The organism is Nocardiopsis sp. CNZ308 (assembly GCF_004217075.1).
In genome coordinates, this window is the sequence record NZ_SHKJ01000001.1 from 4,363,007 (window position 1) to 4,385,368 (window position 22,362).

General features: G+C 73.8%; 18 protein-coding genes. 11 read left to right on the plus strand and 7 right to left on the minus strand.

The annotated features are described in order from the left end of the window. The first annotated feature begins 77 nt into the window (after window positions 1-77). Window positions 78-1,991, plus strand: a complete 1,914-nt coding sequence (locus EV372_RS18830) for an AAA family ATPase (protein ID WP_253797120.1) — start codon at window positions 78-80, stop codon at window positions 1,989-1,991. A 372-nt stretch (window positions 1,992-2,363) separates the two neighbouring features. Here EV372_RS18830 and ileS read toward each other — a convergent pair whose 3' ends face one another. Continuing rightward, the gene (gene ileS / locus EV372_RS18835; protein ID WP_130397042.1) at window positions 2,364-5,564 is read right to left on the minus strand and encodes an isoleucine--tRNA ligase; all 3,201 of its coding nucleotides are present in this window, start codon (window positions 5,562-5,564) and stop codon (window positions 2,364-2,366) included. Between the two features lie 353 nt (window positions 5,565-5,917). Here ileS and EV372_RS18840 point away from each other — a divergent pair, with 353 nt between their 5' ends. From EV372_RS18840 to EV372_RS18860, 5 genes are all read left to right on the plus strand, one after another. Further along, complete coding sequence (locus EV372_RS18840) at window positions 5,918-6,178, plus strand: toll/interleukin-1 receptor domain-containing protein (RefSeq protein ID WP_130397043.1); 261 nt, start codon at window positions 5,918-5,920, stop codon at window positions 6,176-6,178. A 130-nt stretch (window positions 6,179-6,308) separates the two neighbouring features. After that, entirely contained in the window at window positions 6,309-6,836 is a 528-nt protein-coding gene (locus EV372_RS18845; RefSeq protein WP_130397044.1) for a GNAT family N-acetyltransferase, read from the plus strand. 263 nt (window positions 6,837-7,099) lie between these two features. Further along, the gene (locus tag EV372_RS18850) at window positions 7,100-7,510 is read left to right on the plus strand and encodes a TraR/DksA family transcriptional regulator (RefSeq protein WP_130397045.1); all 411 of its coding nucleotides are present in this window, start codon (window positions 7,100-7,102) and stop codon (window positions 7,508-7,510) included. A gap of 29 nt (window positions 7,511-7,539) precedes the next feature. Then, window positions 7,540-8,154, plus strand: coding sequence for a signal peptidase II (gene lspA / locus EV372_RS18855; RefSeq protein WP_130397046.1), 615 nt, complete (start codon window positions 7,540-7,542; stop codon window positions 8,152-8,154). Next, window positions 8,151-9,077, plus strand: a complete 927-nt coding sequence (locus tag EV372_RS18860; protein WP_130397047.1) for an RluA family pseudouridine synthase — start codon at window positions 8,151-8,153, stop codon at window positions 9,075-9,077. Before lspA ends, EV372_RS18860 begins: the two co-directional genes overlap by 4 nt. Window positions 9,078-9,319: 242 nt before the next feature. On the opposite strand, the gene EV372_RS18865 is transcribed toward EV372_RS18860, so the two are convergent. Next, window positions 9,320-10,300, minus strand: a complete 981-nt coding sequence (locus EV372_RS18865; RefSeq protein WP_130397048.1) for a DMT family transporter — start codon at window positions 10,298-10,300, stop codon at window positions 9,320-9,322. A gap of 73 nt (window positions 10,301-10,373) precedes the next feature. Here EV372_RS18865 and EV372_RS18870 point away from each other — a divergent pair, with 73 nt between their 5' ends. Continuing rightward, entirely contained in the window at window positions 10,374-11,279 is a 906-nt protein-coding gene (locus EV372_RS18870; RefSeq protein WP_130397049.1) for a LysR family transcriptional regulator, read from the plus strand. 239 nt (window positions 11,280-11,518) lie between these two features. Here EV372_RS18870 and EV372_RS18875 read toward each other — a convergent pair whose 3' ends face one another. The 4 genes from EV372_RS18875 to EV372_RS18890 form a co-directional block, all read right to left on the minus strand. Beyond that, a complete protein-coding gene (locus EV372_RS18875) occupies window positions 11,519-13,201 on the minus strand; it encodes a thiamine pyrophosphate-dependent enzyme (protein WP_130397050.1) in 1,683 nt (560 codons plus the stop codon). A gap of 654 nt (window positions 13,202-13,855) precedes the next feature. Then, window positions 13,856-14,173, minus strand: a complete 318-nt coding sequence (locus EV372_RS18880; RefSeq protein WP_130397051.1) for an AzlD domain-containing protein — start codon at window positions 14,171-14,173, stop codon at window positions 13,856-13,858. After that, window positions 14,170-14,931 (minus strand): AzlC family ABC transporter permease, encoded by a 762-nt coding sequence (locus tag EV372_RS18885; RefSeq protein WP_130398995.1) that lies wholly within the window; start codon window positions 14,929-14,931, stop codon window positions 14,170-14,172. Before EV372_RS18885 ends, EV372_RS18880 begins: the two co-directional genes overlap by 4 nt. 115 nt (window positions 14,932-15,046) lie before the next feature. Then, window positions 15,047-15,898, minus strand: a complete 852-nt coding sequence (locus EV372_RS18890) for an AraC family transcriptional regulator (protein WP_130397052.1) — start codon at window positions 15,896-15,898, stop codon at window positions 15,047-15,049. Window positions 15,899-16,101: 203 nt separating this feature from the next. Between EV372_RS18890 and EV372_RS18895 the strand changes: the two genes are divergently transcribed. From EV372_RS18895 to EV372_RS18905, 3 genes are all read left to right on the plus strand, one after another. Further along, a complete protein-coding gene (locus EV372_RS18895; RefSeq protein ID WP_130397053.1) occupies window positions 16,102-16,539 on the plus strand; it encodes a GNAT family N-acetyltransferase in 438 nt (145 codons plus the stop codon). Between the two features lie 146 nt (window positions 16,540-16,685). After that, on the plus strand, window positions 16,686-17,363 hold the full coding sequence (locus EV372_RS18900; protein ID WP_130397054.1) for a PaaI family thioesterase: 678 nt from the start codon (window positions 16,686-16,688) through the stop codon (window positions 17,361-17,363). A 478-nt stretch (window positions 17,364-17,841) separates the two neighbouring features. After that, a complete protein-coding gene (locus EV372_RS18905) occupies window positions 17,842-18,150 on the plus strand; it encodes a chorismate mutase (RefSeq protein ID WP_130397055.1) in 309 nt (102 codons plus the stop codon). 26 nt (window positions 18,151-18,176) lie between these two features. Here the strand turns inward: EV372_RS18905 and EV372_RS18910 are convergent, their stop codons facing one another. Next, window positions 18,177-19,451 carry an endonuclease/exonuclease/phosphatase family protein gene (locus EV372_RS18910; RefSeq protein ID WP_130397056.1) on the minus strand — a complete coding sequence of 425 codons (1,275 nt, stop codon included), beginning with the start codon at window positions 19,449-19,451 and terminating at the stop codon, window positions 18,177-18,179. Between the two features lie 542 nt (window positions 19,452-19,993). On the opposite strand from EV372_RS18910, the gene EV372_RS18915 reads away from it, so the two are divergent. Beyond that, a complete protein-coding gene (locus tag EV372_RS18915; RefSeq protein WP_130397057.1) occupies window positions 19,994-22,234 on the plus strand; it encodes a rhamnogalacturonan lyase family protein in 2,241 nt (746 codons plus the stop codon). Window positions 22,235-22,362: the final 128 nt, after the last annotated feature.

Below are 22,362 nucleotides of genomic sequence, written 5' to 3' on the forward strand. Positions count from 1 at the left end.
GCTCGAACAACTGAAGACTCCGGCACAACACGTGTAAAGGTCCTGGTCGACCCGTGATCCTTAGCATCCTCGCAACCGTGGCGGTGCTGACGGCCATCGCCGTCATCGTGGCCGCCCTGGTGTTCGCCGAGACCGTCCTGGTGTACATGGCACTGGGACTGGCGGGCGTCAGCGTTCTCCTCCTACTGGGGGCGCTGCTCCAGGAAAGGTCCGGCGGCGGGGGCAGACCGGATCGGACGGACGGTTTGGGGAAGGCGTCCGTCCCCGTCATGGCCGCCACCGCGGCATCGGCGGTGCCCATCGCACACGTGGAGTCGGAGAACCCCGGGCGCGTACCCGCACCGGCCTCCGAGCCGGTGCGGGAGCCCCATGTCCCGGAGCGGCCCGCCTGGCCGACTCCCGCCGCGGAGGACGCAGGCCACGGAGAACCCGAGTACGACGTCCCCCGCTGGCAGACCCCCACGGCCCACGACTGGCCGGAACCGGACACGGCGGCGCACGACGCCGCCCCCTCCGCTCCCCACGCCGGACCGAGCCCCTCCTGGGCCTCCTCCGAGGAGGAGCGGCCGCTCCGTGCCCCGGCGCCCTGGGAGAGTGGAACCGACGCCGCCTACACCGCCGCGAGGGCGGAGTGGGACGAGCCGAGCGGTACCACCGCCGCCGAGGACGGACCCGACGCGGGGGACGGGACCGGCGAGCGCACCGCCGCCTCCGGCGCAGCCTTCACCTATGACATTCCCGGCCGCACGCCCCCGGCCGATGACGGCCCCTCCGCCGAGGACCGCCCCCCGTTCGGGGAGGACGCGGTCGGGGAGGACATCGACGACGCGCCCTTCGCGGACGCCTCCGACGAGGACGGCGGCCGGGAGCGGGGCGGCTCCGCGTTCGCCTCCGAGGAGCCCTTCGTCTACAGCATCCCCCGTCCGGCGCAGGCCGTGGAGGAGAACTTCCCCGGGAACGGGGACGCCGACTCCGGGAGCGAGGCCCGGGACACGGCCCCCTCCGCCCACGACGTTTCCGGGAACGGGGTCCAGGACGGGGACGGCGGTCAGGCGACCGGCCCCTCGGACGGGGCCTCGTTCGCCTACGACATCCCCGGCCGGTCGGCCACGGAGGGAACCGTCGAGGAGGACGCCTTCGCGGAGGACGGCGACGACGGGGACCGGCCCGACGAGGAGGAGAGCGGGGCCTTCGCCTACGACGTTCCCGGAGTCTCCTCCGCCGAGGACGCCCCCTCGCCCGGTGCGCGGGAAGCGGCGGAAGAGGACATCGAGGACGCGCCCTCCGAGGACGCCCCCGAGAAGCGCGACGCCGGGGAACCCGGCGAGGACGCGGCCGCCGCCGGGGTCCCTGAGCCCGACGAGGCGTCCGTGCCCGCCGCTGACCACGAGGGCGCCAGGGACACCGCGAAGGCGCGCGCCGCGGAGCGCCCGGAGGAAGCGGACGAGGACTCCGAGCCCGCCGACGACCGACAGGACGCCCCGGAGGCGCACGCCACGGAGCAGGCCCCGAGCGGGCCCGGGACGGACGGGGACGGCCCGGAGACGGCCGTCCTCCCGGTGGTCTCCGCGGACTCCGGGCCGGAGCAGGAGCACGCCCCCGACGGCGGCCCCGACGACGCCGGGACCGACGAGGCGACCGACGAGACGACGGACGGCACCGGGAGCGGTGCCCGGACCGACGACGAGGCCGACGAGCGCGCCGCGGACGCTGACCGGATCGGGGACGAGGACTCCGACGACGGGCGGGGCGCCAGCAGCGGCGCCTTCTCCTACCGCGTCCCCCGCGGCGGGGACGAGGAGGAGGACGGTGCGCGGGCCGGGGACGTCCCGGCCGCAGTCGAGTCCGAGCAGGAGGACGCCGGGGAGGGCGACTCCGCCGGCCGTGCGGAACGCCCCGCCGACGGTACCGAGGACGGTCCGGACGAGGACGGGGCGCGGGACACCGCCGACCGGGCCTCCGACGACGACGCCTCCGACACCAAGCGCTGAGACCCGACGGGGGCGCCGCTCACCCGAGCGGCGCCCCCGCGCGTTGACGGCCGGATCCGGCGCCTACCGGTCACCGGGCGTGCAGCGGCGTTCCCGCGCGTCACCCGGTGCGGGTGCGGACCGGGGCTGCCCCGATCACAACGGTGCGGCGCCCTCGCGCGTTGAACGCCCTCCCGGGAGCAGGTGAGGGCGACCACGGACCCCAGCGGCGGACCGGCCCCACAGCCGTGCCGAACGGTGTCGCGTGCGCGGCTCGACCATCCGGACGCCCGGCGGTCACCGAGGCCCGCGCAGCCGCCGCCGTGGAACGGAGGCGGCCCGGCCCATCCGCGGGAGGCGGACGGACCGGGCCGCTCCGGTCGCGGCCTCCGGTCAGGCCTTGCGGAACCCGAAGGTCACACCGAACTCCTCCGAGGAGGCGGTGTGCAGCTCCCGGCCCGGCTCACCGGCGACGAACGAGTCGGCCAGCACCTCGGCGGCGATCGCCTGGCCGTGCTCGGCGAGCGCCAGCTCGGTCGCCTCGTCCGTGACCGTCCACCACACCTCGATGCGGTCCGACACCTCCAGCCCGCTCCGCTTGCGGGCCTCCTGGAGCATCCGGACCATCTCGCGGGCCAGGCCCGCGCGGCGCAGCTCCGGCGTGAGCTCCAGGTCCAGGGCGACGGTCTCACCCGACTCCGAGGCCACCGCCCAGCCCTCGCGGGGCTGCTCGGTCACCAGCAGCTCGTCGGCGCTCACCTCCACCGGCTCGTCCTCGACGTGCACCCGAGCCCAGCCGGTGGCGCGCACCTGCCGCACCAGTTCTGCCGGGTCGGCGGCCTGGACGGCCTTGGCCACCAGCGGGGTGCGCTTGGCGAACCGCTTGCCCAGCGCCCGGAAGTTCGGCTTCACGGTGAAGTCCACCAGGTCGCCGCCCACCGAGGACAGCGAGTCCAGGGAGGCCACGTTCAGCTCGTCCGCGATCTGGCCGCGCAGCTGCTCGGGCAGGTCCGCGAAGCCCGGAGCACCCACCAGGGCGCGGGCCAGCGGCTGGCGGGTGCGCACGGCCGAGTCCACCCGGGCGGAGCGGCCCAGCTCCACCAGGCGGCGGGTCAGCGCCATGTTCCGGGACAGCTCGGGGTCGATCAGGTCCTCGCGCACCTCGGGCCAGGAGGCCAGGTGCACCGAGTCCGGGGCGCCCGGGCGGCGCAGCGCCGACCACACGTGGTCGGTCAGGAACGGCACGATCGGCGCCATCAGCAGCGTGACGGTCTCCAGGGCCTCGAAGAGCGTCGCGAACGCCGCGGCGCCCTCGGGGGTGGCGGCCCCGCCCCAGAACCGGCGGCGGGAACGGCGCACGTACCAGTTGGACACGTCGTCCACGAACGCGGTCAGGCGGCGCCCTGCGGCCGTGGTGTCGAAGGCGTCCATCGCCTCGGTGACGTCGCGGACGACCTCGTTGAGCTCCGAGAGCAGCCACCGGTCCAGCAGCGGCCGGTCCTGCGGCGCGGGCGCCGAGTCCAGCAGCGAGTGGTCCCAGCCCTCACCGGCGTTCGCGTACAGGGTGAAGAACGACACGGTGCTGTGGTAGGTCAGCAGCACCTTGCGGACGATCTCCTCCAGGGCGGCGTGGCCCACCCGGCGGGCGGTCCACGGCGAGCCGCTGGCCAGCATGAACCAGCGCAGGGCGTCCGCGCCGTGCCGGTCCATCACCGCGATGGGCTCCATGACGTTGCCCAGGTGCTTGCTCATCTTGCGGCCGTCCTCGGCGAGGATGTGGCCGAGCACGACCACGTTCTCGAACGAGTTGCGGCCGAACACCAGGGTGCTCACCGCCAGCAGCGAGTAGAACCAGCCGCGGGTCTGGTCGATGGCCTCGGAGATGTACTGCGCCGGGAAGTTCTCCCGGAAGGTCTCCTCGTTCTGGTGCGGGGCGCCCCACTGGGCGAAGGGCATGGAGCCGGAGTCGAACCAGGCGTCGATGACCTCGGGGACGCGGCGGGCCACCCGCTCCTCCTCGGGCAGGGAGGGGTCGGCGTCCGGGTCGGGGATGACGATGTCGTCGACGTAGGGGCGGTGCGGGTCCAGGGAGGACAGGTCCTGCCCGCTGAGGCGGCCCAGCTCCTCCAGGGAGCCCACGCAGATCTGGCGTCCGTCGGGGAACTCCCAGATCGGCAGCGGGGTGCCCCAGTAGCGGTTGCGCGAGAGGGCCCAGTCGACGTTGCCGCGCAGCCACTCGCCGAAGCGGCCCTCCTTGACGTTCTCGGGCACCCAGTGGGTGGCCTGGTTCTGTGCGATGAGCTCGTCCTTGACCGCGGTGGTGCGGATGTACCAGGACGGCACCGCGTAGTACAGCAGCGCCGTGTGGCAGCGCCAGCAGTGCGGGTAGGAGTGCTCGTAGCTGACGTGGCGGAAGAGCAGGCCGCGGTCGCGCAGGTCGCGCACCAGCGTCTTGTCGGCCTCCTTGAAGAACACCCCGCCCACCAGGGGCAGGTCGGCCTCGAAGGTGCCGTCGGGGCGGACCGGGTTGACCACGGGCAGGCCGTAGGCGCGGCACACCACCATGTCGTCGGCGCCGAAGGCGGGCGACTGGTGCACCAGGCCGGTGCCGTCCTCGACCGTGACGTAGTCGGCGAGCACGACGTAGTGGGCGGGCTCGTCGAAGGGCACCAGGTCGAAGGGGCGCTCGTAGGTCCAGCGCTCCATCTCGTCGCCCTCGAAGCTCTCGCCGGTGAGCTCCCAGCCCTCGCCGAGGACCTTCTCGAACAGCGGGCGCGCCACGACCAGGCGCTCCTGGCCGTCGGTGGCCACCACGTACTCCACGTCCGGGTGCACGGCCACGGCCGTGTTGGAGACCAGCGTCCAGGGAGTGGTCGTCCACACCAGCAGCGAGGTGGGGTGCTCGGCGGCGGCCAGCGGGCCCGAGGTCACCGGGAAGCGCACGTACACCGACGGGTCGGTGACGGTCTCGTACCCCTGGGCGAGCTCGTGGTCGGACAGCGTGGTGCCGCAGCGCGGGCAGTAGGGGCTGATCCGGTAGTCGCGGACCAGCAGCCCCTTGTCCCAGATCTGCTTGAGCGCCCACCAGACCGACTCCACGTACTGGGGGTCCATGGTGCGGTAGGCGTCGTCCATGTTCACCCAGTAGCCCATGCGCTCGGTCATGGAGGTGAAGGCGTCCACGTTGCGCAGGACGGACTCGCGGCAGCGGTCGTTGAACTCGGCGATGCCGAAGGACTCGATGTCCTTCTTGCCGGACAGGCCCAGTTCCTTCTCCACGGCGACCTCGACGGGCAGGCCGTGGCAGTCCCAGCCCGCCTTGCGGTCCACGTGGTAGCCGCGCATGGTGCGAAAGCGCGGGAAGACGTCCTTGAAGGCGCGGGCCTCGACGTGGTGCACGCCGGGCTGGCCGTTGGCGGTGGGCGGGCCCTCGTAGAAGACCCAGTTGGCGCCGCCGCGGGTCTGATCGAGCGAGCGCTGGAAGACGTTCTCCTTCGACCAGCGGCCGAGGATCTCGCGCTCCATGGCGGGCAGGTCGATCTGCGCGGGCAGCTGGGGCAGCGCGCGGGATTCGGGCCGGGGGTCGTTGGCCACCGTCGTACCTTTCCATCAGGTGTGTTCCTGACGGAGGGACGAGGCGTGCGGCCCCGCGGTACCACCCTCCTTGGACCGCGGCCGTGCCGCTGGGCGGCGGGCGGCGGATCCCTCTTCGTTGCGCTGTGCCGGTTCTACTGGGACGCGGCGCGTCCGTTCCTCCGGCGGCTCCGGGGTGATCTTCGCGCTGGTCGTGCCCCCGGGCTCGCACCGCCCCCGGGTCGCTTGGACGGGCCAGCCGCTCTAGGCTGTTGCGCGTCCGGTCGGGGCCAGCGCTACTCGTCCCCATCGACACCTGAGGTCAGGATAACGCAGCGGGGAGGGCCCCGCCGCTCGTTCGGGGGAGGGCCGCCGTGGCTGAGGACGTCCGGGGCGCCGTGCTGGTGACGATGGCGGACCGCGATGACGCCGAGGAGCTGGCCGACCAGCTCCTGGAGCAGGGGTACGAGCCGTGCCTGGTGCACCGCGACATGCTCGCGGGCGAGGACGACGCCGAGGACGTGGACTGGGTGATCGAGGTGCACACCGGGCCGCACGGCGGCCCGGCGGTGTTCGACGAGCCCCACCTGGCGGCCCTGGCCGAGGACTACGGCGGTTTCGCGTTCGCGGAGTGAGGTGCGCGACTCCCGCCCGTGATGTGGGCGGGTCGGACGGGGCGCGTGGTCTGGTCGGGGTGAGCGGATCTCGTGCGCTGGACGGAAAACCGGTTGGGCGCGGGCCGGGGGGAGCGCGAGGATACGTCCCATGCTGATACGTACCGCCGTGCCCGAGGACGGTCCTGCCGTCGCCGACGTGGAGGTCCGCTCCTGGCGGGCCGCCTACCCGGGCATCGTCCCGCAGGACTACCTCGACGCCATGGACGCCGCGGAGCGGGGCGCCCGCTGGTCGGACTGGATCGCCGGAGCGGCCCGGCCGGGGGCGGAGCTGCTGCTCGCCGAGGACGGCGCGGGGGTGGCGGCCTTCGCCTGTTTCGCCCCCGTCGAGGAGGACGGGGAGGGGGCCGGCGGCACCGCCGGGCCGTGCGAGCTGGAGGCCTTCTTCTCCGTCCCCGAGGCGTGGGGGAGCGGGGTCAACCGGAGGCTGATCGCCGACGTGCACCGCGCCGTCGCCGGGGCTGGGTACGGTGAGGCCGTCCTGTGGGTGCTCCGGGACAACCCGCGCGCCCGCCGCTTCTACGCGGCGCACGGCTGGGAGGCCGACGGGGCGGTCACCGAGGAGGGGCCCCTCAACGGCGCGGTCCTGCCCCGCCTGCGCTACCGGCGGGGGTTTTGACCGGGACCGGTCGGTGCGCGGCCGCGCGGACTCCGTGCCCCCCGCGACGACCGACGCCCGTGCTCCGTGCTCCGTGCTCCGTGCCGGGAATGTACGGGCCGGTCGGAGCCGTGACCGGGCGGAAAGCGCATTGTCCCGGATCTTTGCCTTGTCCGGGCGGATTGCCTAAGCTTCCGGCACCACTCGCGGTACCGCCCAGGGGGGAGAGTCCGCGCTCCGGCGGACTCCGGGACGGGTGCCGAGCCGTTTGGAGGGGGTTTGCGATGAAGGCCACCGACGCCGCCCGGCTGCCGGTCCTGCCGGGGGAGGACCCCTGGACGGCGGGGGAGGTCGCCGCGCTCCGCGGGCGACTGGAGGAGGAGGCCGCCGCGGCGAAGCGGGAGCTCGGGGAGGTCGAGGCCGAGTTCGCCGAGCTGCTGGAGGACCCCGTGGAGGGGGCCGGGGACGACAGCGCGGACGCCGGGGCCAGGGCCTTCCAGCGCGAACAGGATCTGGCGTTGGCCTACAATACTCGTGACCTGCTCGCCGAGGGCGAGCGGGCGATCGAACGGATGGACGCGGGGACCTACGGGGTCTGCGGCTCATGCGGGCAGGCCGTCGGGAAGGCGCGCCTTCAGGCCTTCCCGCGCGCGACCCTGTGCGTCACCTGCAAACAGCGCGAGGAGCGTCGCTGACTGAGGTAGAGCCCTCCGGGGACAGGAACATGACCACGACCGACAAGACGGGCGCACGTCCGCGCAGGTACCTTCTCCTGCTGCTCGTCGCGCTCGCCGCGATCGGCGTCGACTTCCTCACCAAGGAGTGGGTCCTGGCGACCTTCGCCGAGGGCGAGTACCTCGACGTCATCGGCGACTTCGTCCAGTTCACCCTGGTGTTCAACACGGGCGCCGCCTTCTCCATGGGCACCGACTTCACGTGGGTGTTCACCTGCATCGCCAGCATCGTGGTCCTCGTCATCGGCTACATGGGTCTGCGGGTGCGCAGCGTGTGGTGGGGGGTGACGCTCGGACTGATGATGGGCGGCGCCGCCGGGAACCTGATGGACCGCTTCTTCCGCGACCCGGCCCCCTTCCACGGCGCGGTCGTCGACTTCATCAGCGTGGGGACCTTCCCGGTCTTCAACATCGCCGACTCCTGCGTGGTGGTGGGCGCCTGCCTGGTGGTGGCGCTGACCTTCAAGGGACTCAACCTGGACGGGACCTTCATCGAGGACGACCGCGACACCGGAAAGGCCCCGGCCGAGGGCGGCGAGAACGCCGGAGGCGCCGGTGAGAACGGTGCCGCCGGAGACGAGAGGACCGGAGGGAGGGACCAGTGAGCGACGTTCGTAGCCTGCCCGTGCCCGAGGGGCTGGAGGGCGACCGGCTCGACTCGGCCATCGCCCGGATGTTCGGCCTGTCCCGTACCCGCGCCGCCGAGATCATCGGTGACGGCGGCGTCCTGGTCGACGGCTCCGAGGCGGGCAAGTCCGACCGCGTCAGCGCGGGGGCCTGGCTGGAGGTCGCCCTCCCGCCGCCGCCCACCGCTCCCGTGCCGCGTCCCGAGGCCGTGCCCGGCATGCGGATCGTGCACGAGGACACCGACATCATCGTGGTGGACAAGCCGGTCGGCGTGGTCGCCCACCCGACCGTGGGCTGGACCGGCCCCAGCGTCCTGGAGGGCCTGCTGGCCTCCGGGGTGCAGGTGGCCACCAGCGGCGCCGCCGAACGCCAGGGCATCGTGCACCGGCTGGACGCCAACACCACCGGCCTGATGGTGGTCGCCAAGAGCGAGACCGCCTACAGCGTGCTCAAGCGGGCGTTCAAGGAGCGCACCGTGGACAAGCACTACCACACGCTCGTCCAGGGGCACCCGGATCCGCTCCGGGGCACCGTGGACGCGCCGATCGACCGCCACCCGGCGGGGGACGGCCGCTGGGCCGTGGTCGCGGGCGGGCGCCCGTCGGTGACGCACTACGACACGCAGGAGGCCTTCCGGGCCGCGAGCCTGCTGGAGATCAAGCTGGAGACGGGCCGCACCCACCAGATCCGGGTGCACATGTCGGCCCTGCGCCACCCGTGCGTGGGCGACATGCTCTACGGCGCCGACCCGACCCTGGCCGAGCGGCTGGGCGTGCGCCGCCAGTGGCTGCACGCGGTGCGCCTGGGCTTCGACCACCCCACCGAGCACCGACCGGTGGAGTTCTCCAGCCCCTACCCGGACGACCTCGCCGCCGCCGTCGAAGCGCTGCGCGAGGACTGACCGACCGGCTCCCGGACCGGACCGCCGGGGCCCGGCGCCCCGGCCCGTCCACAGGCATGGGGCCGTCCACAGGCGAGGGTGAGGGCTTGCCGTGCGTGCGCGCGGCGAAGGACACTGGAATCGGGGGGAGCCCCACCCCCTGGGGGGTGCGTGGCACCCCCGGTTCCCAGTCTGACACCGGGCTGCGGCCCCGGCCAGGGCCTTCCCGGACCTGTGGACGGCTGGCCCGCGGGAGGCTCCGGTCACCTCCTCCGCGCGGACGGGGCCACGTAGCGGGTACGGATCACCCCTTGGCACAGGGCGGCGCCCAGGATGATGACCACCGCGCCCAGCGGCTGGTTCCAGCTCAGGGTCTCGTCCAGCAGCACGACCCCGGCGGCGATCGCCACCACCGGCGCCACATAGGTGACCGTGGTCGCCACGGTCGCCCCGGCCTCGCGCACCACCGCGTACTGGAGGATGTAGGCCACGCCGGTGCCGAAGACGCCCAGGGTGCTCACCGCCGCCACCACCTGCCACGTCACGCCCGTGGGCATCTCGGTGAACAGCGGGACCAGGATCACCAGCGGAACCGAGCCCAGCAGCAGTTGCAGAGTGCTCAGTTCCAGGGCGCCGTGGGAGCTGCCCGCCACGAACCGGCGCAGGTAGGGCGTGCCGATCCCGTAGCAGACGGTGGCTCCCACGACGAACAGCATGCCCAGCACGGCGTCGCCGTCGCTGACGGCCACCTCGCCCAGCGACCTCCACACCCCGAACACGGTGAGCACGCCCAGGAAGCCGATGCCCAGGCCCAGGATCCGGTCGCGGTCGGGCCGCTCGTCGGAGAGCAGCAGCATCGAGAACACCACGCCGAACAGGGGCGTCGAGGCGTTCACGATGCCCATGAGCGCGGACGGGATGAGTTGGGCGGCGTACCCGAACAGGGTGAAGGGGACGGTGTTGAGCAGCAGCGCCGCCACGAACATGTGCCCCCACAGGCGGGGGGAGCGCGGCAGCCGGCCGCCCCGCAGTAGCAGGACGGCGAGCAGGGGCAGTGCTCCGGTGGCCATGCGCCCGAGGGTGAGCTGCATGGGGGAGAGGACCTCGGCCCCGATCTTGATGAACAGGAAGCTCATGCCCCAGATCAGGGAGAGCAGGACGAACTTGGCCCGCCAGTCGGAGAGCGCGCGGCGCGGGCCGCCGGGCGGGGCGGACACGGGGGAGACAGTGGAGGCAGCGGACATGGGACGTTTCTATCCCCGAACGATGTGTTAGGTCTACTTCGTATTGCTTAAGCCAGACCTTAGACTTGCTTACATGCTCAGCGTCGACCGACTCCGGGTCCTGCACACCATCGCGGCCCACGGCTCCCTCAGCGCCGCCGCCGAAGCCCTCCACGTCACCAACTCGGCCGTCTCCCAGCAGCTCACCAAACTCGAACGCGAGGTCGGACAGCCCCTCGTCGAGCGCAACGGCCGGGGCGTGCGCCTCACCGACGCCGCCGAACTCCTGGTCGAGCACACCGCCAGGATCCTGTCCATGGTCCAGCGCGCCGAGGCCGACCTGGAGGCGCACCGCGACGACGTCACCGGGCACCTGCGCCTGTCCGCCACCCCCACCGCCGTCCGGGGCCTCCTGCCGCACGCGCTCTCCTCCCTGCGCGAGGCCCACCCCGGTCTGCGGGTGGAGCTGCACGAGGAGGAGCCGCACGAGAGCGTGCCCGCCATGGCCCGCGGGGACGCCGACCTGGCCATGGTCGTCGACTGGATCGGAGCGCCGCTGAACCTGCCCGGCGGGATGAGCCGCGCCCCGCTCATGGAGGACGTCGGCGACATCGCCCTGCCCGCCGACCACCCCCTGGCCCACCGCGAGATCCTCGCCCCCGAGGAGATCCTCGACCTGCCCTGGATCAGCTGGTCGCGCGGGTCGATCTGCGACGACTGGCTGCACGGCCTGATCCGGGCGCACGGCGGCGAACCCAACGTCATCCACAACGTGGAGGAGCACCAGACCAAGCTGGCGCTCATCGCCGCCGGGATCGGCGCCGCCGTCATGCCCCGCCTGGGATGCGGACCCCTGCCGGAGGGGGTGCGGGTGGTGCCCGTGCAGCCCGCGCTGGTGCGCCAGGTGTACGTGTTCTGGCGCACCGACGCCTCCCGTCGTCCGGGCATCCGCGCCACCGTGCGCGCCCTGCGCGAGGCGGCCGCCGCCTACGCCGCCTGAGCGCTCAGCCCCCTTTCCGGAACGGTTCGGGTCCGGGGAAGGGGCGCGGGCGCCGTGCCGCCCGAGGCGGCCGTTACGGCGCCCGTGCGTCCGTGCGCGTCGGCGGCAGGGCGCGTCCGCGAGGCTCCGTCCGAGCGCCCCGGAGGCGACCGGTGCCCCGGAGGCGACGGCGCTCCGGCGGACCGGTGGCGCGGACGGCCCCGCGGGGCGGCGGCCCCCAGCCGTTCGGCGGTACCGGCTCAACCGTTCAGCAGGCCCGACAGGGTGGCGCCCGGGCTGATCACCTCCGGATCCGTCCGCACGTCCACCAGGGTGGGCAGATCCGCCATCACGGCCTCCGCCAGCGCCTTCTCCAACTCCTCACGCGTGTGCGCGGTCGCGCCCCTGGCCCCCAGGGACCGGGCGTACCCGGCCAGGTCCAGCGGCCCGCTGATCCGGGTTCCGGCGATCCTCCCCAGTTCCCGGGCCTGGTGCATGGCGATCGTGCCGTACAGCCCGTTCTGGAACACCACCACGGTGACCGGCGCGTCCATCCGCACCGCGGTCTCCAGTTCCTGCCCGGTCATCAGGGCGCCGCCGTCACCGGCCACCGCCACCACCGTCCGGTCCGGGGCGGTGATCTTGGCCGCCACCGCGGCGGGCACGGCGTAGCCCATGGCCCCGCTGGTCGGCGCCAGCTGCGTGCGCGGATGCCGGAACCACCAGCCCCGGTGCAGGAAGGAGGCGAAGTTGCCCGCGTCGTTGGTGATCAGCGCGTCCTCGGGCAGCGCCGCGCGCATCCCCGCGACCACCGCCCACGGATGGAGCCGGGAACCGGGGTGCCCGGCGGTTTCGGGGGGCACCGTCGCGGTGTCCACCCACACCCGGCGGGCCGAACTCCAGTCGCGGTAGGGCGCCTGGACCGGTGCCCCGGCGAGTTCGCGCAGCGCCTCCCCGGCGTCGGCGACCGCGCCGAACCACAGGTCGGTACTGGCCCCGAGCTGCCCCGGATCGATGTCGATCTGCGCGACCCGGACGCGGCCGCCGCGCTCGGGCAGCCGGTACCCCTGGGTGGTGGTCTCGCTCATCCGGCAGCCGACCACCAGGACCGCGTCGGCCTCCGCCAGGGCGTTGAGCACCGGCGGAGAACAGCCCAGACCCAGGTGGCCCAGGTACAGCGGATGGTCGTTGGGGAACACGTCCTGGCGCCGCCAGGCGGCGTACACGCCCGTGTTGAAGCGTTCGGCGACCCGGATCAGGTCCTCCCGGGCCGCGCGGGCGCCACCGCCCGCGACGATCACCGGGCGCACCGCCCTGGCCAGCCAGGTCGCCAGCCGGTCCCTGGCCTCCGTGCCCAGGACCGGGCGCGGGACCACGGTCGGTCCGGGCGGGTCCTGGGGGCCCACGCGCTGGCCGAACAGGTCGCCGGGCACCGCGATGGCGACCGGGCCGGGCCTGCCGGTGGTGGCGACGCGGACCGCCTTCGCGGTGGCCTCCGCGAGCCGGTCGGCCCGGTGCACGGTGGTGGACCACTTGGTGATGGGCGCGTAGAACGCGGTGAGATCCACCTCCTGGAAGGCCTCTCTGCCCAGGTGCTCGGTCTCGGCCTGTCCGAGGAACACGATCATCGGCGTCGAGTCCTGCATGGCGGTGTGCACGCCCACCGCCAGGTTGGACGCTCCCGGCCCCCGGGTGGCCGCGGCCACGGCGGGGACGCCGGTGAGCTTGGCCTCGGCCTCGGCCATGAACCCGGCGCCGTTCTCGTGCCGGGTGGAGACCAGCTGCATGCGGGGGTGCTGGTCGATCGCGTCGGCGAGCTCCAGGAAGCTCTCACCGGGGACGGTGTAGCACCGTCTGATCCCGGCCGCGGCCAGCACCCCCACCACCGCGTGCGCGGCGGTGTCGGTGGGCGGGCTGGGGCGTTCTGCTGCGCCTGTGGCCATGGGGGCGGGGTCCTTCCATCGTCGCAAGGTCCACTCGGCGCGTCCGAACGGTCCAGACCGGGCCTGGCACGTCCGGGCGCGTGCGGCCGGTGGTGACCGGCCGCTGCCGTTTCGAGCCTCGTGGGCTCCGTGGCGTCCCGGGTGCTGCCACCCGGAGGCCGCCGTCCCGGGCCGCCGCTGTCCGGCGCCCGAGTAGGGTCTCCGGCTTCCTTCCCAGGGGGAGGGGAACTTGCACCCCCCTCCCGCCGTGTACGGGGACGGTCGTGGTGGGGCGATCGGTCGGAACCCGTGCCGGGGCCGGGCCTGCCCCGGCGCCGCATGGGCGAACGGGAAGGCCTCGTCACCGGCTGGTACGCCCTCCGACGTCCCACCGCCTCCTCACCTTGAGGAAACCGCAGTGCGGCGGCCTTCGGTAGGGGATGTGGATAACTTCCCCGGGCCGCTCAGCCGACGCCCGGCGCCCACGGGAGCCGGGTCCGCCCCTCGCCGGAGACACGACCCGGTGCTCGCCCGGGGACGTGCGGGGAGCGGTTCCCCCGCCGGAGACGCGCGCCCGGTGTTGGGCCAAGGGCGGTGCGGGGAGCGGCCTCCCCGTCGGAGGCGAACCCCCGGTGTCCGGTCGCGCGGCCCCCTCGTCGGAGGCCGCCCCGCCGCTCAGCCGACGCCGAGGGCGCGCAGGCCCGCCGTGGTGGCCGCGGCGGCGACGATCACGACGAGGAAGGGCGCGCGCAGGACCAGGGCCAGGACGGCGGCGCCCAGGCCGCCCATCCGCGCGGTGTCCCAGGCCAGCGCCTGGCCCTCGCCGCGCAGCGCCTCCACCGCGATCAGCGCGGCGAGCAGGGCGAGCGGCACCGCGGTGGCGAACCGCCGCAGCCCCGGGTTGTCCAGGAGCCGCCGCGGAGCGGCCAGGCCCGCGTACTTGAGCAGGTAGCAGCCCGCGGCGGTGGCGACGAGCACGATCCACAGGGTCACGGCCGGGCCTCCCCGCGTTCCGCCGCGGACCGGTGGCCGCCCTCCGCCACGGGACCGTCGACCGCGGGCGCGGCCGGAGTCCCAGCCCCGGAGGACGCGGCCGGGCCGCCCTCCCCGGAGGCGGGACCGATCAGCGCCACGAGCGCGGCCGAGGCGGCCAGCAGCACCGGGACGCCCGAGGGCAGGAACGGGGTGGCCGCCAGGGCCAGGCCCGCGCCCAGGCCCGCGATCAGCCACGTGCGGGCGCCGCCCTCCCGCAACCGGGGCCACAACAGCCCCAGGAAGACCGCCGGACCCACCGCGTCGAGCCCGAACGCGCTGATGTCGCCCACACGCTCGGTGGCCAGCGCTCCGGCCAGGGTCGCCACCACCCAGGAACCGCCCAGCACGGCGTAGGTCGTCACGAACGCCGTACGCGCCGACGCGCGGTCCGGCTGGGCCAGTGTCACGGCCGTCGTCTCGTCGATCACCCCGTGCGCGGCCAGCGCCCGTCGCGCGCCCCGCCAGCCCAGCACGTCCGCCAGGCGCAGCCCGTACAGGGTGTTGCGGGCGCCCAGGAGCAGCGCGCCCGCCGCCCCGGCGACCAGGCTGCCGCCACCGGCGATCACCCCCACCAGGGCGAACTGGGAGGCTCCGGTGAACATGAACAGGCTCATGAAGACGGACTGCGCCGGGGACAGACCGGCTGCCACGGCGGCGGTGCCGAACGCCAGACCGGCGGCGCCCACGGCGACGCCGATCCCCACGCTGTCGCGCACCGCGGGTGTACGGAGGACGGAGAAGGATTTCACCCGCCCCACGCTAGGAAGGCCGACCCGCGGTGTCTTGAACGTTCTTGCCGGGCCCGCCGCCCACCACCGCCCCGCCAGCGGCTCAGGCGGAGAGCAGGGCGCGCTGGTAGGTCACCGGAGGAACCCCCAAGTGGCGCTTGAAGTGGCGGGTCAGGTGCGGCTGGTCGGCGAACCCCACCTCCACCGCGACCTCGCCCGCCCGCCGACCCGAGGCCAGCAGCGCCCGGGCCCGGTCCACCCGCAGCTGGTTGAGGTAGGCGTGCGGCGGCAGGCCGTGGACGGCGCGGAAGGCCCGCGACAGCGCGAACGGGCCGATGCCCAGTCCGGCCGCCAGCTCCTCCAGCGTCGGCGGGTCCACCAGGCGCCCGGCCAGGATCCGCCGGGCCCGCTCCACCTCGGGGCGGGCCGCGTGCCCGCCCGGTCCGGCCGCCCGTTCGCGGCCGTGGGAGCGCAGCAGCATGCCCAGGCCCTGCCGGGCCAGGGAGGAGGCGGTCAGGCGGTCGCCGTTCTCGGCGGCCACGTGCGCGGTGGCCAGCACCCGGGCGGCCTCGGGCGCGTGGATGCCGGACTCGGTGAACGCCGGGGTTCCGCGCATGCCCAGTTCGCGGGCGACGCCGGCCACCACCTCGGGCAGCGGGTAGAACACGCGGTAGCTCCAGCCCTCGGGAACCCCGGCGTGGCCGGTGTGCACCTCCCCGGGGCCGACCACCGCCAGTCCGCCCGGCCCCACACGGGCGCGTCCCCGCTCGTGCGTGTACTCCTCGATGCCGTCGGTGATCACCCCGATCGTGTAGGTGGGGTGGGTGTGGCGGGTGAAGGCGGTGGTGACGAAGCGGGCGGTGAGCAGTTCGGTCTCGGGCAGCCCGGAGAAGCGCCAGTAGCGCGCCCGCTCCGCGCGCGGGTCCTCGATCCGGGGGTGAACGTCTCCGGGCATGCCCATCGCTCCAGGTTAGGCAGTGCGCCGCGCGGGCGCCGCCGCGGGCTTCGGTGCGCACGCCGCGGACAGAGCGGGGCCGTGCGACAGCACGGGCACCGGGAACAGCGCGGACACCGGCCGCTCCGATGGGAAGTCCGTACAGGCCGGGGAACGGCACCCACGATGCGTGTTTCGCCCCGTCATGGGACTAATCTGCCTGCATGACTACGACCGAGATCCGCCTGGCGCGGGACGAGCGCGACCGCGCCGCAGTGTTCGTCATCCGGGGAGCCGTGTTCGTCGCCGAGCAGCAGGTGCCCGTGGAGGAGGAGTGGGACGTGCGCGACGCCACCGCCGACCACCTCCTCGCCCTGGACGGCGGCATCCCCGTGGGCACGGTCCGCCTCGTGGACCTGGGCGGAGGCGTGGGCCTCCTCGGCCGTCTGGCCGTCCTGCCCAAGGGACGCGGCACCGGGACCGGCGCCGCGCTCGTGCGCGCGGTGGAGGAGCGGGCCCGCGAGCGCGGTCTGACCAAGGTGGAGCTGCACGCCCAGACCCACGCGCTGGGCTTCTACGCGCGACTGGGCTACGCGGCCCACGGCGAGGAGTTCCTGGACGCGGGGATTCCGCACCTGCACATGGTGCGTGAGCTGGCCTGACGCCGCCGAGCGTGCCGCCCGTCTCCGCGCCGTGTGACAGGGAGCGCACCGCCCGGCCCCGCCCCGCCGGAATACGACCGAGTAGGATTCGGTTTGACGGTGGTGCCCCCAGCCGCCCGTGCACACCCCGATCCGACGAGGAACACATGACGGTCAACACGCAGCCGGTAACCGAGCGCCTCGACCCCCGCGCCTTCGGCCTCCCGGTGGTCGAGCAGGCCCAGATCCCCGCCGAGCTGCGCTCTCTCGTGGCCCGCGTCCACGACCTCATCGACGCCGTCGCCAACACCGAGGTCGACACCGACACCCTGGCCGAGGCCGCGGCCGCCGTCGAGGGCGTCACCGGCAGGCTCAACGTCGCCCGCCGCCAGATCGGCACCATGGTCCAGCGCGACATCCCGAACGGAGACGTCGAGTACGGCACCATCACCAACATCGTCTCGGGCGACACCAACCCCGCAGCCCCGCCGCTCCTGCTGGAGCGCACCCCCGAGGGCCTGCGCGGCGAGGTCACCCTCAACACCGTCTACCAGGGCCCGCCCGGACTCGTGCACGGCGGCTGGATCGCGGCCCTGCTCGACCAGGCCGTCGGCAGCGTCTCCGCGGTCGAGACCGCGCCGGGGCTCACCGCCAAGCTGGAGGTGAACTACCGCCGGCCCACGCCGCTGTTCACCCCGTTGGAGGTCACCGCGGAGGTGGAGCGGGTGGAGGGCCGCAAGGTCTTCGTCTCCGGACGGATCCGCGCCCACGGCGAGGTCACCGCCGAGGCCACCGCCCTCATGGTCCAGGTCAGGATTCCCGGGACCGGGGCCCAGCAGGGCTGAGCCGTCAGCCGGTCCACCCGGCCGGAGCACCGTGGGGCGGCCCGCGCCGACAGGCGGGACCGCCCCACGCGCGTGCGCGGCCGGTCGCCGTACAGCGCCGCATCGACCACCGCGGCGGAGCCTCCCCACGCGCGTGCGCGACCGAAGGGAACACGGCTCACACGCGCGGGGCGACGCGGCTCCCGCGGGGGAGTCGTCGCGCCCTCACCGGCGGATTCGGTAGTATCTCCCCCATGACCCGCCGCTATCACGTGTTTAGCCAGCCGACGACCTCGTCGGCCGCTCTCACGTAGGCGGAACCAGGGGTCGTCGGCAACGGAGCACCAGGGCAGCAGCCCGGTGCTCCTCTTCGTTTTCAGGCGGCCGACGCCCCAGGACACGCTCTCCACGCACCGCGCGCATCCCGCGGGGACGTACGGCCGCACCGCCACCGCGTCCGGCCCGCCGCCGGGACCGTCCCACCCGAGGGAGAACCACCGTGTCCGAGCACCGCACCACCCCGCCCGCCGCCCAGGAGCAGATCCGCCAGCTGCGCGGACGCATCGACCAGATGGACGCCGAGCTGGCCGCCCTCCTCGAACGCCGCGCCCTCGTCGCCGCCCAGGTGCAGCGGCTCAAGCCGGTCGGCTACTTCGCCGGGCGCGACATGCGGCGCGAACGCGAACTGGTCGAGCGCATGGCCGAGCACGCCCCGCGCCTGGGCCCCGACCGGCTCGCCGCCATCATGGACAGCGTCATCAGCGCAGGACTGGCCGCCGCACAGGAGGAGGCCGTCCGCACGGGGTGACCGCGTCCCGGCCGCTGAGGGTACGGCTAGTGGCGTACCGCGTCCACCCACACCATCCGGTGGTCGGAGCTGGGGAAGGGGTAGTCGCCGGTCAGCCGGAACAGAGGGTCGTCCACGGTCGGCCAGAACACCCCGGACGACCGGGTCGGAACGGTCCGCGAGGGCAGCACGTAGTCCACGCGCAGGTTGCCCGGACCGGGCTCGTCCGCGAAGTCGGCGCTGTCCAGCACCGGGTCGCCCCCGTGCCCGTCGTTGGCCCCGCCCTGGCGCTGGGCCGCGCCCCTGCCGCCCTGGCTGGACGGGCGCACGTCGGTGATCCCCGGGTGCTCCAGGAGCTGGGTGATGGCGTTGGGGTGGCCGTCGCCGTCGTTGGGGTCGGCGTTGAGGTCCCCGGCGATGACGAACGGGGCGCCCACGGGCAGGCCGCCGCGCCGCCCCTGGTCGTCGTAGATGTAGGAGCCCGCGCGCGGGGTCACGTAGTCGGCCCAGAAGCGGATCTCGTCGTGGTTGCGGGCCACGTTGCGCCTCTCCGGGCCGTCGAAGGCCGGCGGGGTCGGGTGGCTGGCCAGCAGGTGGACCGGGCGGCCCCGGCCCGTGTCGATCGGCAGGTCCCAGTGGCTCTTGGAGGACAGCCGCAGCACCTCCAGGGCCTCGGGGGAGTAGTAGGACTCGCCCGTCCCGGGGTCGGTGGGCAGGAGCGCGCCGGGCATGTCCGCCCACCGGAAGGTCTGGAACGTGCGCACGTCCTCGGTGACGATCGGGTACATCGAGTACACGACCATCCCGTACTGGCCGGGGAACAGCCCGTACCCGAAGGCGTCCTCGGCGTAGGCGGGGCTGCCGGGCTCGGTCACCGCCTCGCCGTCGCCGTTGAGGTCCGCGCCCGAGGCCACGCCGGTGTTGACGGGCGCGGAGTAGACGTAGGGGTACTCGATGGCGTCGGCGCCGTTCTGGCCCACGGACAGGTAGTTGTCCTGGAACCGGCGGGGCCCGTTCCCCTCCTCGTCGTAGTCGAACTCGTTGACCAGGAGGACGTCGGGGCGCACGTGCTGGATGATCTCGGCCACGTTGCGCGCCTGCTCGCTGTCGGGGGTGGCCAGCTCCTCGGCGAGCACCCCCTGTCCGGGGCGTTCCAGCGCGGTGTTGAAGGTGGCGAAGCGCACCTCGTGCGATCCCGGCGGCTCGGGGACCGACGGTGACACCTCGGCGGAGGCGGGGGCCGCCACCAGGGCGGACGCGGCCAGGACGAGGGTGGCGGTGGAGGCCACCGGTCTGACCAGCGGGCGTGAACGCGGCTTCATGGAGGCATCCTCTCAGCGGGGGAGCGGGGTGGGAAAGGCCGGATCGCGCCCGACCGTATTCGGGCCGGAGAGTCCCGGCGGCCTGGCCTGGCCGGTGCGGCCCCGGCCGCGGGAGGTTAGCAGTCCGCGGTGAAGCGGGGGTGGACCCGTGTCGTCCACAGGGGGCGGAACCCCGGGGCGTGGGCCTTCGCCCGCCCCTTCTCCCGGTCGCCTGGCCCCCGCGGAGCCCCGTCCTTCGGCCGGGACGCCGCGGGCGAAGATCCGCGGAACCCTCCGTCGCGCCGGAGACGCCACTCCGTTTGAAACGTTTTGCTTCCCACTGCTCCGGACTCATCTCCCTCGGCCGCAGAGGGGTCGGATATCCCATGTCATCTGGGACTCAGAACCTCCGAGGGGACATAAATCGGTTTAGGAAGGGCCGTTGTCGCACCACTACTCCCCGTGTTACATTCGCGTTGTTTTCGGGAGCGCTCCCATCCACATCGACGCATCCGGGCCGCCGCGACAGGCCGGTACCGGACGCGGTGAGGAGTGCCCTTCCCATGCCCCCCAAGCCCCCTGCCGCCCGCCGACGCACACGGCGCGGCGCCTGCCTCGCGACCGCCCTCGCCACGGGCGCGGCGCTCGTCGCCGCGGCGACCGGCCCCGCTTCCGCCGCCGCCGGCTGCGAGGTCGCCTACACCGTCCAGAACCAGTGGAACAACGGCTTCACCGCCGCCGTGTCCGTCACCAACCTCGGTGATCCCGTCGACGGCTGGACCCTGGAGTGGGACTTCACCGCGGGCGAGCGCGTCACCAGCGGCTGGAACGGCGAGTTCTCCGGATCGGGGAACCGCGTCAGCGTGGCCGACACCGGGTGGAACGCCGCCATCGCCACCGGAGCCTCGGTCAGCTTCGGCTTCAACGGCTCCCACGGCGGCACCCCCGAAATCCCCGACTCCTTCACGCTCAACGGCACCGTCTGCACCGGCGACACCGGGGAACCGCCCGGTGAGGAGCCGCCCGACCCCGAGGACCCGCCCACCACCGGAGAGGGGCGCCAGGTCGAGGAGCTGGGCCGCGGCCTGGTGAGCGTGCGGGGCCCGCAGGGCAACCTGGTGAGCTGGCGGCTGCTGGCCACCGACCCCGAGGACGTCGCCTTCAACGTCTACCGGGGCTCCACGCGCCTGAACTCACAACCCCTCACCGGAGCCACCTCCTACCTGGACGGCGGCGCCTCCGCGGACGCCCGCTACACGGTCCGCCCCGTGATCGACGGCCGGGAGGCGGAGGCCTCGGGGACCTCCCTGGCGCTGCGCGACGGCTACCTGGACGTCCCCCTGGACGTCCCGTCCGGCGGCAGCGGCTACACCTACGACGCCAACGACGCCAGCGTGGGCGACCTCGACGGCGACGGCGAGTACGAGATCGTCCTGAAGTGGGAGCCCACCAACGCCAGGGACAACTCCCAGTCCGGCCGGACCGGCCCCGTACTGCTCGACGCCTACGAACTCAGCGGCGAGCGGCTCTGGCGCATCGACCTGGGACGCAACATCCGCGCCGGTGCGCACTACACCCAGTTCCAGGTCTACGACTTCGACGGCGACGGGCGGGCCGAGGTGGCCGTGAAGACGGCGGACGGCACCGTGGACGGCACCGGCGGGGTCATCGGCGACGCCGGGGCCGACCACCGCAACGGCGACGGCTACGTCCTGAGCGGGCCGGAGTTCCTCACCATGTTCGACGGCCGCAGCGGGGCCGCACTCGACTCGGTGGACTACGTTCCCGGACGCGGTGACGTCTGCGACTGGGGCGACTGCTACGGCAACCGGGTGGACCGGTTCCTGGCGGGCGTCGCCTACCTGGACGGTCAGCGGCCCAGCCTGGTCATGGCGCGCGGCTACTACACGCGCTCGGTCATCGCGGCCTGGGACTGGCGCGACGGGCGCTTCACCCGGCGCTGGACCTTCGACAGCGACGAGGCCGGGTCGCGCTGGGCCGGACAGGGCAACCACCAGTTGAGCATCGCCGACGCCGACGGTGACGGCCGTGACGAGGTCATGTACGGCTCGATGGCCGTGGACGACGACGGAAGCGGGATGTGGGCCACCGGCTACGGACACGGGGACGCCATGCACGTGGGCGACCTGCTGCCCGACCGCTCCGGTCTGGAGGTCTTCACCATCACCGAGCGCACGGGAGGCGCGGCGGGCGCCTACGTGGCCGACGCCGACACAGGCGGGGTGGTCTGGCGCAGGCCGACCGCCAGCGGTGAGGAGGGGCCCGGCCGGGGCGTGGCCGCGGACGTGTGGCCGGGCAACCCGGGCGCGGAGTTCTGGGTCACGGGTGGCGGCATCGGCGGCATGTACGACGCCGAGGGGAACCGCCTGGGCGTTCGTGCCCCCTCGTCGGCGAACTTCGTGGTCTGGTGGGACGGAGACCCGCTGCGGGAACTGCTGGACGGCACCCGCGTCGACGAGTACGGGACCGGGGGCGACACCCGGCTGCTGACCGGCTCCGGGGTGGCCTCCAACAACGGCACCAAGTCCACACCGGCGCTGAGCGGCGACATTCTGGGTGACTGGCGTGAGGAGGTCGTCTGGCGGACCGCGGACAACCGGGCGCTGCGGATCCACTCCACGCCTGTTCCCACAGAGCTGCGGATGCCGACCCTGATGCACGACACCCAGTACCGGGTGGCCGTCGCCTGGCAGAACACCGCCTACAACCAGCCGCCGCACCCGAGCTTCTTCATCGGGGACGGAATGGAGCCCGCTCCCTGGCCGGAGGTCCACACGCCCTGACGCCCGAGCGGGGTAGGACGCGGGTGGTCGTACGGGCGTGCTCGTGCGACCGCCCCGTTCCCGGCGGAGTTCCCTCGGGGGAGGGGACCGCCAGAAAACGGGTGGTCAGAGAAGGGACCGCCGGAAAA

Excerpts from the sequence above, each read along its gene's own strand:
- EV372_RS18870 (WP_130397049.1), top strand. The coding sequence starts at position 10,374 with ATGCTCAGCGTCGACCGACTCCGGGTCCTGCACACCATCGCGGCCCAC.
- EV372_RS18900 (WP_130397054.1), top strand. The coding sequence starts at position 16,686 with ATGACGGTCAACACGCAGCCGGTAACCGAGCGCCTCGACCCCCGCGCC.
- EV372_RS18850 (WP_130397045.1), top strand. The coding sequence starts at position 7,100 with ATGAAGGCCACCGACGCCGCCCGGCTGCCGGTCCTGCCGGGGGAGGAC.
- EV372_RS18895 (WP_130397053.1), top strand. The coding sequence starts at position 16,102 with ATGACTACGACCGAGATCCGCCTGGCGCGGGACGAGCGCGACCGCGCC.
- lspA (WP_130397046.1), top strand. The coding sequence starts at position 7,540 with ATGACCACGACCGACAAGACGGGCGCACGTCCGCGCAGGTACCTTCTC.
- EV372_RS18915 (WP_130397057.1), top strand. The coding sequence starts at position 19,994 with ATGCCCCCCAAGCCCCCTGCCGCCCGCCGACGCACACGGCGCGGCGCC.
- EV372_RS18865 (WP_130397048.1), bottom strand. The coding sequence starts at position 10,300 with ATGTCCGCTGCCTCCACTGTCTCCCCCGTGTCCGCCCCGCCCGGCGGC.
- EV372_RS18890 (WP_130397052.1), bottom strand. The coding sequence starts at position 15,898 with ATGCCCGGAGACGTTCACCCCCGGATCGAGGACCCGCGCGCGGAGCGG.
- EV372_RS18845 (WP_130397044.1), top strand. The coding sequence starts at position 6,309 with ATGCTGATACGTACCGCCGTGCCCGAGGACGGTCCTGCCGTCGCCGAC.
- EV372_RS18875 (WP_130397050.1), bottom strand. The coding sequence starts at position 13,201 with ATGGCCACAGGCGCAGCAGAACGCCCCAGCCCGCCCACCGACACCGCC.
- EV372_RS18910 (WP_130397056.1), bottom strand. The coding sequence starts at position 19,451 with ATGAAGCCGCGTTCACGCCCGCTGGTCAGACCGGTGGCCTCCACCGCC.